At 41.1% G+C, this 11,877-nt stretch carries 11 protein-coding genes; 6 read left to right on the top strand and 5 right to left on the bottom strand.

Going from position 1 to position 11,877, the window contains the following annotated elements; all coding sequences use genetic code 11:
* The first annotated feature begins 274 nt into the window (after nucleotides 1-274).
* Nucleotides 275-859 carry a DUF4202 domain-containing protein gene (locus tag AC1DDK_RS03565; protein ID WP_477611756.1) on the top strand — a complete coding sequence of 195 codons (585 nt, stop codon included), beginning with the start codon at nucleotides 275-277 and terminating at the stop codon, nucleotides 857-859.
* A gap of 175 nt (nucleotides 860-1,034) precedes the next feature.
* Here the strand turns inward: AC1DDK_RS03565 and AC1DDK_RS03560 are convergent, their stop codons facing one another.
* Nucleotides 1,035-2,228 (bottom strand): hypothetical protein, encoded by a 1,194-nt coding sequence (locus AC1DDK_RS03560; protein ID WP_477611755.1) that lies wholly within the window; start codon nucleotides 2,226-2,228, stop codon nucleotides 1,035-1,037.
* A 1,061-nt stretch (nucleotides 2,229-3,289) separates the two neighbouring features.
* On the opposite strand from AC1DDK_RS03560, the gene AC1DDK_RS03555 reads away from it, so the two are divergent.
* Both AC1DDK_RS03555 and AC1DDK_RS03550 read left to right on the top strand, forming a co-directional pair.
* Nucleotides 3,290-3,895, top strand: coding sequence for a hypothetical protein (locus AC1DDK_RS03555; protein ID WP_477611754.1), 606 nt, complete (start codon nucleotides 3,290-3,292; stop codon nucleotides 3,893-3,895).
* 441 nt (nucleotides 3,896-4,336) lie between these two features.
* Entirely contained in the window at nucleotides 4,337-5,224 is an 888-nt protein-coding gene (locus AC1DDK_RS03550; protein ID WP_477611753.1) for an RteC domain-containing protein, read from the top strand.
* Between the two features lie 396 nt (nucleotides 5,225-5,620).
* On the opposite strand, the gene AC1DDK_RS03545 is transcribed toward AC1DDK_RS03550, so the two are convergent.
* Entirely contained in the window at nucleotides 5,621-6,247 is a 627-nt protein-coding gene (locus tag AC1DDK_RS03545; RefSeq protein ID WP_477611752.1) for a hypothetical protein, read from the bottom strand.
* A gap of 370 nt (nucleotides 6,248-6,617) precedes the next feature.
* Between AC1DDK_RS03545 and AC1DDK_RS03540 the strand changes: the two genes are divergently transcribed.
* Genes AC1DDK_RS03540 through mobC form a run of 3 tightly spaced genes read left to right on the top strand, consistent with a single transcriptional unit; the run spans nucleotide 6,618 to nucleotide 10,237 of the window.
* Entirely contained in the window at nucleotides 6,618-7,010 is a 393-nt protein-coding gene (locus tag AC1DDK_RS03540; protein WP_477611751.1) for a plasmid mobilization protein, read from the top strand.
* Nucleotides 6,995-8,236 carry a relaxase/mobilization nuclease domain-containing protein gene (locus AC1DDK_RS03535; RefSeq protein WP_477611750.1) on the top strand — a complete coding sequence of 414 codons (1,242 nt, stop codon included), beginning with the start codon at nucleotides 6,995-6,997 and terminating at the stop codon, nucleotides 8,234-8,236. The genes AC1DDK_RS03540 and AC1DDK_RS03535 overlap by 16 nt, the downstream gene beginning before the upstream one ends.
* Nucleotides 8,237-8,251: 15 nt before the next feature.
* Nucleotides 8,252-10,237, top strand: coding sequence for a conjugal transfer protein MobC (gene mobC, locus AC1DDK_RS03530; RefSeq protein WP_477611799.1), 1,986 nt, complete (start codon nucleotides 8,252-8,254; stop codon nucleotides 10,235-10,237).
* 67 nt (nucleotides 10,238-10,304) lie between these two features.
* Here the strand turns inward: mobC and AC1DDK_RS03525 are convergent, their stop codons facing one another.
* From AC1DDK_RS03525 to AC1DDK_RS03515, 3 genes are all read right to left on the bottom strand, one after another.
* The gene (locus tag AC1DDK_RS03525; RefSeq protein ID WP_337715778.1) at nucleotides 10,305-10,781 is read right to left on the bottom strand and encodes a hypothetical protein; all 477 of its coding nucleotides are present in this window, start codon (nucleotides 10,779-10,781) and stop codon (nucleotides 10,305-10,307) included.
* 1 nt (nucleotide 10,782) lies between these two features.
* Nucleotides 10,783-11,202 carry a DUF4267 domain-containing protein gene (locus AC1DDK_RS03520; protein WP_337715776.1) on the bottom strand — a complete coding sequence of 140 codons (420 nt, stop codon included), beginning with the start codon at nucleotides 11,200-11,202 and terminating at the stop codon, nucleotides 10,783-10,785.
* Between the two features lie 71 nt (nucleotides 11,203-11,273).
* Nucleotides 11,274-11,843: a Crp/Fnr family transcriptional regulator gene (locus AC1DDK_RS03515; protein WP_337715774.1), complete on the bottom strand. Its 570-nt coding sequence runs from the start codon at nucleotides 11,841-11,843 to the stop codon at nucleotides 11,274-11,276.
* Between the last annotated feature and the right edge of the window lie 34 nt (nucleotides 11,844-11,877).

The following is an 11,877-nucleotide window of genomic DNA, read 5'->3' as shown; positions in this document are numbered from 1 at the left end:
GAATTGGATTACGAGAGAAACCTGAACCACTATCGCCTAAATATATAAACAGGGTTAAATAATTCACTATTTTCTATTACAATTGATTTTTTCCACTAAATTAGACTCAGCTATGCTAGTTAAAACAAGCCTTACTGATACCTGCTGCTATAGTTAGTGTGATGTAGCAAACTTTTTATCCATCTGCCCGGGTTCTTGTTATTGTATTGCCCATAAAATAATCGCTGATCCCAAAACAAATGCCACTTGGCAAAAATTCTAATTAAAGTGAAACATGTCAAATATTCAACAGGCCTATACTCTTTTTGATCAATATAACCAGAGGTCTCCCGAAAGTATTACATACCAGGGCAAGACTTATCCAATTGAATATTTTTATGCATTAAAGCTTCACCAATGGGTACTAAAACTTGAACCAAATGCTAGTGAAGCCTTGCAGCTTGCCTCCAGATGTCAACATATTGGCCGTTGGGAAATCGCAAGAAAAACCTACCCCGAGGGCCGGATCGGCTATTTAAAATGGAGAAGTGATCTTTCAAAATTTCATTCAAAAAAGTGTGAAGAAATACTTCGTTCCATTGACTATAACGAAAGCATTATAAAGCGCGTCAAGGAAATCATATTGAAAAAAGGAATAAAAAATGACGCAGAGGTACAGATAATAGAAGATGCGTTGTGCCTTGTGTTTTTAGAATTCCAGTACGATGCACTCATTAAAACGCAACCGGAAGAAAAGATGATCAGCATCCTTCAGAAAACACTGGTTAAGATGAGCGACATTGGCAGACAAAACGCTCAGGGTATTAAGTTCAGTGAACTTGGGGAAATGCTCCTGCTTAAGGCTATGAATCCCAGTTAGTGCTAAACCACAGCTATGGTTATCAGTCTATTTCAAAGTTACGAGTGAGAAATATCCATTATCTCCGAAAGATATTACCTGTACCAACCTGGCCGGGAAATAGTTTGTTTGCTAGCACATCCGATAAGAAACAGTTAAACCCAAGCATGTTTGAGGTTTGGTAGCATCGAGCTTCTTAGCGTTTGATACCGTCAGTATGATCCAACCTGGCAATAATGCCCCAGCCATAGAAATAATTTGCTAGTGCTATCATTATCTCGTTTTTGCCTTTACGCAGAGGAAGTTTAATGTTGGCATTTTCTAAAGTGCATCTTCCCTCAGGACTTTTTTGCGCTGGCGTACCAAAGTAATTTTTATCAACGTATATAATTTCACCATTCAAGAAGAGCCATACCTCATCGTTAAAGCCAAAATTTAGCATTCTTTCCTGATCCTTGTCGGAATCGATTGTAGTTTTAAGCCAAGTAAGTCGTCTGACATCATTTTCTCTTAGTCCATATATTCTGGTAAGGTTAACAATTCCACGCGCTTCAGCTTTTATCGGTGACCATTTTGTATTACTATCTGGTAACTCCGAATTTGTTAGTTTTCCATACATACTTGGTAAAGAGAATTTTATTTCTTGTCCAAAAGGAAAATCTTTCGCAGGTGCTACCATCCAATCTCTTAGGTATCTTGTATCGCCAGTGGTTGCGATATAACCAGATTCGGGACTTAAGCCCTCTGTAGCATTTGGTTTTATTGTAAAATTGGCATATATAACATTTCCAGAAAGCGAAATGCCGCCAGAGTTACGTCCACCTTCCAATTCGGGAACAATGAGCGCAGGTTTGGTCATTTCATTTATATATACCCTCATCTGTTTGCCTGATATAACCAATTTTAAATGATTCCATTTATTCTGATATATAACGGCACCTGCCTGATACTCGTCGGTCAAGTCCCAGATGCTCATGCCGTCCATTAAGGCAGCATACTGCAATGTTGTTCTGGTTTCCGGTTTTACAGCACCAAAAGAACGGATATAAAAGTTCTCGCCATTTTTATGGTCTTCGGACATGCGGAAATTAATTCCCGGAAATCCGATGCCGCTAAGTTCTACATCAAATTCAATTGTACCATTGCTGAAATTGTGATTTTTTAAAAATACCTGAAATGCACTTCCATTTTTTCCTTTTATAACATTCGTATTTTTGTAGGTTGTAAATTCAGTTGTAGCGGCGTCACTTTTCCAATATTCAGCCTTCATTGGTATTTGAACTTCGCTACTTGAATCTGATTTGGTTGCTTTTATCGATTGGGCATTAATTTGGAATGAACACAAGATTCCGGATAGAAATAGAATTGATAATTTCATATTAGTCTTCATGATAAAAAGGTGGTGGTTAAAAACTAACCAATTCAATGCCAGTATTCAAATACTCGATTCTTAGAAATCAGTCCCCTTTTTAATGCTACAATGTGTTCATTTTCGAGCACTGATGTGCGGTTTCGTACGGGATTCATGCATTGGATGTGTATTTCAAGATATGAGTAAGGAATAGCTATAGAATGGTACAACCTATACCAATCTGGCAGGAAAATTTAATGAATTGTTCGTTATTATTTATAAAAAAGTACTAGGCTTGAATTGCCTGTTCTGGTTCCGTTTGATTTATTGTCCACCAAGTTAACATTGAATTTACGTGAAGTGCACTTGTCAGGATTCGAACAACCATAGGATCGAAGTTATCAAACGCCGACATTTGAATTAGTCAATAGTAAAGTAGTCGTCGGAGCCGAGCTATAGGAAGATAAAGTGATGCAATATGGGCTAAATTGTATCGCTTTTAAAATTTAACGCTCTCATCGCAATGGTAAATAAAATTAACTGAATTGCAAAATGCAACTAAAAGACTTAACTGCTAGGTGTATATTTCAAAGATATGAGTGGGGAAGAACAAGATAGTAGACACGTCATTTTGAGCCAAGCTGATACCCAATGCGGATTTGTTTGATTTTTATGGTGGGTGGCCTGTTGTACTTCCTTGTCTTTTTTCGGGCTATGATTACTTTAGTTTTCAGGACTTTGACTTTTTTTAAAGCGAAATTGCTTGTCATTTATTTTGCTATTTGACAAACTTTTGGGGAGTACCTAAAAACAAACTACTCAAGATGTTGGTGAACTGAACGCATATACCATGTGTAACAAATAAAAATAGAACTAAGTTCATTAAAAAAATCTTCGCGCTTACCTGTTTTCACAATGATTTAAGAATCTATATTTTCATTTTTGGTCTGTACTGTGATCCTTCATTGAGAATTACGAATCCAATAATATGCTTTCCACCACTCATCAATATAAATTGATGAATCTCTTCGAATAAAATATTGCCTATCTTTAAAAAAGTAACATGAAGCTTTATTTCAATCACTAAAAAACTGGTTTTTATGAAATTTTGGAATGTTTTTAGTCTATTTTGGATTATCTATTTGTTGTTTTTTGCAATCGGACTACCACTCATTCTCCATTACGCAGGAAATCATCATCTAAGCGATTATGAGATGATTCATACATCTGCCAGCGAAGCATTCGTTTTGCTTGGCCTGGGCACGGCACTTTGGTTCATCGTATTTATTTATTACATCAAGGAATTTTTGATTAATCTTCTTTTAAAAAAAAATGGTATTATTCGATTGTTGGAGCGTGGTGAAAAAAGAAAAGGGGCGGTTTCAGAAGAGTTTGAGTTTATGGACTCAAAACCGTATGAACGCCGTTTTGAAGTGGGCAATACCATTGGAATAGACGAGCAGGAGGTGAAATGGAATGCCAAAACCATAGTGCTTGCTGTGATTGGACTGCTACTATTGATTGCTTTGGCAGTAGGAATATTGGTTTATAGTTATATAAATGAAAGTCATGGCTATGGTTGGCGGTATCTGTATTTTTGGCATCCTTACATCATGATTCCCGGCTCTTTTATTTTTTATTTAAGTTTTTTATTTGGCGTTACCAATGGCCTTTTTTCAAAATTTTTGAGCAAATCCGAAAAGTAAGCGTTCGGCTGTCCGTTACAGCTCATCTCAAACTGGGGCAATGCATCAATAGGCCCAACAACCATTTTTTTGTCAAAGGCTGCTGTGATCTCGACCTCATTTAGATAATTGTCAATTACGTAATTTTCTTTTGTGACGACTTTACGGCCTTTTGATATTTCGTAGCACCTAGAAAAATCAAAAGGCCGTTCAGGGATCAGTAATTTGATTATCGCTAGCGGCTGAGAATACTAAGGCTGATATGCATTTTGGAGTAACTCACCGTTGGTGACTGGCATGTGGGTCCAGCTAAGGGTTTCTCCTTATTTTACAAAATAGGGGATTTCCCCTATTGATATTTTTGTCTTTAAAATCCACTTTCATGGCAGTATATCCCTGTCCTGAGGTCTACCCAACGGCGGGTGACTTTGTAGAACCTTTTGTTAAACTCATTCTCTCCCTATGATGAAAAAAGAAAACACAGACCTGACTTCTGTTTGGGTTTTATTTGAAAAGAATTCTGAATTAACTTACCTGGATCTCCAGCAGCGCTTGACGGACATTGAAGTCGGCACCCCACTTGAAATACTCAACGCCGCTTTGGCTTTGATTCAAGCAGATATTCAGACGATGGACAATTCATTTGCTGATGTGGTTGACCTATCCGATACTACCCGGATCGTATTTTTTAAGGAGATTCGCCCGAAATTTGTAGCACTTTGGCTGTTTTATCTGGAACGGTACCACCTGATTTTGAATAAGCCTCTTGGTGCAAAACAGGGAATAAAGTGTTTTTATGAGTCAGAATTGGAACAACTCGATTACTTTTTGAAGCGGTATGGATTTTATTACAGTTATTTTAGAAGCGGAATGAACCAAACAGACCACTTGTATTTCCTTCCGGATATAAAAATGCTTGTTACTGTCCCTGAATTACCCTTCTTGCCAGGAATGTCACGAACTTCCTGCGATTACCTTTTTGCCAGGTTCCTTGCTTGTGATTTGATAACCCAATACGTGTTGGCAAAGATCAATGATTTGGATAAACCCAATTTGGCCCCCTCTGAGGTGATAAATTTGACAAAGAAAAAAAAGGTACAAACTCAATTTGGTTTATCGGTAGATCAATTGGGGATGGCTGTCCGTGCGGCGCTGGATGCGTCAGTAATCAAGAGCAAATCCTTTCAATCTTTATGTGAGGAGCTGGCACCTCTGGTTGTGACGGCTTCAGGACAGAGCAATGTCTCTGCTGGAAGTCTGCGGAGCAATGCCTATACAGGGGAGGATGTAGATAAACATATAGTCATTCGTGCAATGGAAAAGATGATCCGTTTGATTAAGGAGTACTAGCTGATATTTCAGCCAGGGCAATTGGTCTCATCTAATTGTCTTGGCTTAATTCTCCAGATTAATTTATTCCCCCTTCGTACATTGAGATCTAAACATTATGTTTTTTTAATTTCCGGCTTGTTTGTGTCTCTTCAAATTTTTCCGTTCCTCCGGTTTTTACTGATAAAGAAAATGACCAGCAGCATCACCAGAACAATCACCAATCCTTCTACAAATGAATTTCTTTCCATGATCTGCGGTAATTGATTTATTGTTTTGCTAAAATGTCCTATTAGTAAAACAATCCAATAGCGGATAGGTTCAAGAAACATTTCAATTGCTTACTACCTTAACTGAATTAGACAGAGTCCGGTTGTTTGCCATTTTTATACTCTTTTCCTGCCTCCTTAACTCTGGTCAGTTTAGCTTTTTTCTACCTGTAGAAATTCTTGGTTTCCGGACATCTTTTTGTGGATAGATGATCCTCAAGCTGTGCTTGTTAAGTTGATATCCATCTATGATCCTACGGGCGATCTGACGGTAAAACACTTTTTTTGGGGAATCCGTTTCCATAACAATGTTGTTTCTGATCAGTTGTTTGAGGAGTTGCTTTATAACCGCATCCTCTTCCACACGGAAAGAGCTGCCAAGGTAAGGATCCCGGTAAACCAGTACCAGGCAAAGCTGGCCATCTGAATACCGATGTACCAGCTTTTGCTGGGTAAGCTCAATTTCCCTGGGACAGGCTGGCTGGTTGCAAGAGAAAGAGTTTTCAAGTATGGTCGGATCTGTAATGGTTACGGGGATCCCGCGCCTGTAATCTTTTACTTCTCCCAGTTTCAAATGATCTTCATCTGGAAAAGGAAAGCGAAAAAGGAAACCCATGTCCGCCCCGGCGTATTTTTCAGGGGGAAGGTTTCCCGGCTCCTGTTTGAGCTGACCGGATTCCAGTGCCTGGACATATTTTGGATACGAGGCATAATAGAGACTTTCGCAGGTACCCAGTTTGATGACGCTGTTTTTGTATTTTATGTATTCTCCCATAGTTGAATTCTTCTTTTAGGTTCGCAGCAGCAAAGGTCATCTGTTGCCTGGAGAATAACCTATTTAGAATTCAAGAGGGATGAGCGACCATCTCCTGGCTATTTCCTCATTTCTCTTTTGGCCACGGTTGAATCTTAGCCTAAAGTCTCACTGACGTTGTTCTGGCCGTCAATGTTAATTTTTAATATGGGGTTAATCCTCTTTAGAATTTATGCTGGGTCGTTTTCTGGTATTTATCAACCTTACTTTTGTGTGATAAGCCAGCGTAAATGCTACGCAAAAGGGTTGGCTGATCTTCAGTTAGCGAAATCTTTAGGTTAGAGGCGCTAAACTCCATAATGGTTTTTTAATGTTGTTTAAGAATGTAGGAATGAGAAGCAAGAAAAATAATAGAAACAAACGCTGTGCGGTGCGGTTAACTGCAGGGGAACAAGACCTGCTGCAGAAAAATTTTGCGGGCACAACCCACAGGAATTTTAGTGAATATGCACGGGCAATTTTACTGGGGAAACCCATGATTGCAGCCGTAAGAAACCAGTCGCTGCAAGATATTTTTGTTGAACTGGTGGCTTTAAGGCAGGGCTTAAATGATGTGGCAATTCACTTCGATCAGGCGGTTCAAAAACTGCATACCATGGCCAGCATTCCGCAATTCCAAACTTGGCTTTTAAATTATGAAATGGATCGACGAAAATTGTTGAAAAACATTGAGGAAATAAATGTATTCATCAATTCAACTGCTGAGAAATGGTTGCATTCATAAATACGATTAAATCCTTAAGTGGAAGTTTCTACTACAACGAGCTTAAGCTGTGCTCGGGGGCTGCAACCTGCCTGATGGCCGAAAATTACCCGCGCAAACTTTCTGAATTGAATCAGTCTGACCGACTGGGAATGCTGGAAAAAATGGCTGCGTTAAACCCGCGCACTAAAATAAATGGCCTGCACATCTTTTTGAACTTTGATCCGGCAAACCAGCTTAGCCCGAGTCTTTTGCAGGAGATTGCAAAATTTTATATGCAGGAGATTGGTTTTGGGAACCAGCCCTATTTGGTATATGAACATCTGGACGCGGCACATCCACACCTGCATATTTTAACCACCAATATACAGGCTGATGGTAAGCGAATTAATCTATATACGAAAGCGCCCCATTTTCAGTCGCTGCTTAAACAGATCCGGACCCGTTTTGCGCTGACTACCAGCACAGCAGTAAAGGACTCGGGTGACGCTTTGTACCCCCAGCAGCTTTCAAAACTAACCTATGGCAAATCGCCAACGTTCGGTAGTATTGCCCGCGTGTTGGAAAGCGTGCTTAATGAATATCTTTTTACCTCATTTGCAGAGTTAAATACAGTCCTGGGCTTGTATAATGTTCGGGCGGAACAGGGTAAGGAAGGATCCAGGCTGTTTAAAAATAGGGGACTAATTTATCGTTTACTCGACGGGTCAGGTAATCGGATAGGCGTGCCGGTCAAAGCCAGTTCTTTACCATTCAATCCTGGATTAAATCGCCTTGAAGAAAGATTTAAAAAGAATGTGCCGCTTAAGTTGGGCCTGGAAGGAAGAATTCTCTATGAAATAGATCTTGTGCTAGACAATGTGAAAATTCGTGATACAGCAGCATTCTCGGCATCGCTGAAAACAAAGGCAATCGATGTGGTATTTAAAGGTGATCAGGATAAGAGATTGCAAGACGTGATTTATGTTGATCACCGGAATAAGTGTGTATTCAAAGGAGTAGACTTAGCTAGTGCCTATGGTGCTGAAGGGATATTGAGCAGGTTGGGCGATAATGTTCACCGTGCTGTGGAATTTGAGAAAGTTCAGGGCGTGCATGCTGGTGACTCGCAGTATGATTTGCCTGTGGATGGTTCATCGGCGCTGGTCGATCTATCGCAAATACAGCCCCAACAAGATCATCTTTCGGTTTCTGTTGTAAAAACGAAGCGGAAACAGCGGGGAAGAAAGCGAGCGGTTAAACATTAAAGAGGAATTATGGCAATGCAAACAGGAGAGAATGAGCAGGCAATGAGAAAGATCTTGGATATGACCAGATTCATTTCTATCAGTATCCTGCTTTTACACTTTTATTATTATGGCTACTTAGCTTTTGATTTTTGGGGCTTTGTCAGTGCTTTCACTGACCGGGTAATGGTCAATATCGCGCATTCTGGGTTGTTTGACGATTTCCATAGATCCAAGCTTGTTGCTTTGGGCTTTCTGTTCATTTCTTTACTGGGGGTAAGTGGCAGAAAGGATGAAAAATTAAGTCCCAAAACCGGCCTTGCCTATTTGTTCACCGGCCTGCTGCTGTATTTTCTCAGCGCCCTGGTTCTGGCGTGCGAGCTGAGTCTGCATTGGCGGGCTACGCTGTATATCGGGTTGACTTCCATAGGGTATTTACTGATCCTGACTGGTGCGACACTATTTTCCAGGGTGATCAAAGACAAACTAAGCGGAGATATTTTCAATAGCGATCAGGAGAGCTTTCCGCAGGAAGAGCGCCTTTTGGTGAATGAGTTTTCCATTAATTTGCCCACCAGATATAAGTTGAAAGGGAAGGAGCGAAAGGGCTATATCAATGTGATCTCCCCGGCAAGGGCGACCATTGTGCTGGGCAATCCTGGTTCAGGTAAGTCGGCTTTTTGTATCCGGGAATTCATCACTCAGGCATTGGCTAAAGCTTCACCTTATTCCATGCTGGTCTACGATTTCAAATTTCCAGATCTATCATTAATTGCCTACAACCATTGGTTGAAGCATAAGGACCGTTATCAGGGTAAACCCGAATGTATTTTTATCAATTTTGATGACTTGTCGCGATGTCATCGGGGAAACGTATTTGATCCGCTGGGAATGGTTGACATCACCGACGCCTCAGAATCTGCCCGTACCATTCTGTTGGGACTGAACCGGGAGTGGCAGAAAAAGCAAGGAGATTTTTTTGTGGAGTCCCCAATTAATTTTGTGACTGCAATCATTTGGTTTTTACGTAAATACCAAAACGGCGCCTATTGTACTTTGCCACATGCCATTGAATTGATTCAGCTGGATTATGACAGTTTGTTTACGGTAATGCGTCTGGAGAAGGAAATAGAAGTTTTGATTAACCCATTTGTAAATGCCTACCTGAATGATGTCATGGAGCAACTCGAAGGGCAGATTGCTTCGGCTAAGATTGCCCTGGCCAGGTTATCATCTCCTCAGCTTTACTATGTGCTGTCCGGAAATGATTTTAGCCTGGACATCAATAATCCCGAGCATCCGAAGGTCATTTGTATGGGAAACAATCCACAGAAGATCCAGACCTACGGGGCAGTGCTTTCCTTGTACGTTAACCGCTTGCTAAAAATCATCAATCAGAAGAATAAGCTAAAATCCATGCTGATCTTCGATGAGTTTCCAACGCTGACTACCGATATCATTCCTACCATTGCGACTGGCAGGAGTAATAAAATCGGGGTGTGTCTGGGCATTCAGGATGCCAGCCAGCTGCGTAAGGATTACGGCCGGGAACAGGCCGACGTGATCATGAGTACGGTGGGCAACATCATTGCCGGGCAGGTGACCGGGGATACCGCCAAGCAGCTGAGTGAACGCATTGGTAAGATCATGCAGGACCGCCAAAGCATGTCAATTAATAGTGGAGATACTTCCATCAGCAAAAGCAAGCAACTGGAATTTGCCGTTCCGGCCTCCAGAATTGCGTCCCTTTCCAGCGGGGAATTCGTAGGTATGGTTGCCGATATCCCGGATCAAAAAATTATTTTAAAGGCCTTTCATGGCAAGATACAGAATGATTTCGATGCCCTGAATAAGGAAGAGAAGGCTTATGTCCCTATCCCTGTGATCAGAACGGTCAATTCTAGTATGGTCCAAAAGAATTATCTGCAGATCAAACAGGAGGTGCAGGACATTGTCCGGTCCGAGGTACAGCGAATGATGGGTGATCCTGCACTTGCCCACTTGGTGATTCGCAAGAACTAGCCCGGCAAATCCGGACATCTGTATTTGTTTTAGCGCTATTCTCAAATACTCCCTGCAATCTGCAGTGTTAGTTAATCTTGAAAACGGCCAGGATAATGACAAACAGGAATATCGCCAGCTGCAGCAGATAGAAAATATTCAACCGAAATGAAGCGTCTTTCACCATTTGATCCGTAGGGGCGGTGCTTTGCTTTACACCCTTCTTTAACTTTTCGAGCTGCCTATTTCCAACCAGGAAGCCGTTGAGTACAAGTACCAGAATAAGAGCTAGTTTAATTTTGAACCACAATTGATGCATGAAAACACCATGGGTAACCGCCATCAGACCTACACCGGAAACCAGTAGTAAACTGCCGCCTATTGCTAAAACTATCGCAAGCCTCGACATCAGGTTTAGCAGGCTGTCGGAGGGTTTGCCCTGGGTTTTAAACTGGCTGGAAAAAGTACGGAAGGTAACATAATCCGCAACGGTGGTTCCTGCTAGCAGCGTGAGGCCGCTGAGATGCATGATGAGTAAGCCCTGCATTAAAATTAGTGTATTCATATCAGATTGTTGCTTTTTGTTTAGCACTGAACAGTAAAAAGCTGGTTAAGGCCATGTAGACTGCTGTTAAGCCATGGATTAGCATATGCGGAACATCCAGTCCATTGGTCAACAAGACCAGTAGGCAGTCTGTTGCAGGGATAATGATGGCGACAGTAAAAACATAAGCGGTTGCTACCCTCATGCGTAATAAAAGTAATGGCAGAAGTACTATCCCCGAAAAGATATCGCGGATTCCTTTTATTCTTCCAAAAACGAGGTCCTGAGTGTTGGAAAAAGGGATGCCAAATGCCTGTGCGGCGGTCTGGGGAATGGCAATAAACCGGATGCCTACAAAGATAATGCCCAGGGCAATCAGCATGGTCATCCAGTAGGATACTGAGCGGATACCCCAGCTGGTGATTTCATTTTTTGTTTTCATGTTATTTAGTATTTAATAACACAAAGTTCACCAATGAAATGGCTGGGTTCATTCACCCAGGTTAATTAATGCTACTCCACCATACGTTTTCGAATTCGGCTTAAAGACGGTGGTTTGATGCCTATATAGGAGGCAATATAATATTGCGGTATGCGCTGCCCGATATCCTGGAACCTGGAAAGAAACTGCTGATAGCGTAGCTCCGCAGGATCATTGTAGAGTGAGGTAATCTGGTTGATCACATTCACAAAAACATATTCAATGGCCAGTCTCCCAAATCGTTCGCCATGCTCTACTTGCTGATAAAACAACTGCATATTGGCATGGCTAATGGTATAAACAGTGGTTTCTTCCAATGCTTGTATGTTCGTTAATGATGGCTGCTGTGGTAAAAAGCTGGGGTAGTCACAAACAAATTCCCCCTCCTTGTTAAAATAACCGGTTTGCTCTTCCCCGTCCTTATTGTTGTAGTAACGCACCAGTCCCTTTTCAATGAAAATAATATTTCTGCAGACATTGCCGGCTTCCAGTAAATGTTCGCCTTTTTTCAGTTTTCGCTCGCGAAATAGTTTTCGTATAATTTCCTCATCGGTTGATGAAAGTGGAATATAATTTTGAATGGTTTTGATCAGTAAGTCCATAAACAAATATAACCAACTGAGGAATTTATTGTGT

It is taken from the genome of Pedobacter sp. 05T44 (assembly GCF_056395985.1).
This window is presented reverse-complemented; position numbering and strand designations above follow the sequence as displayed.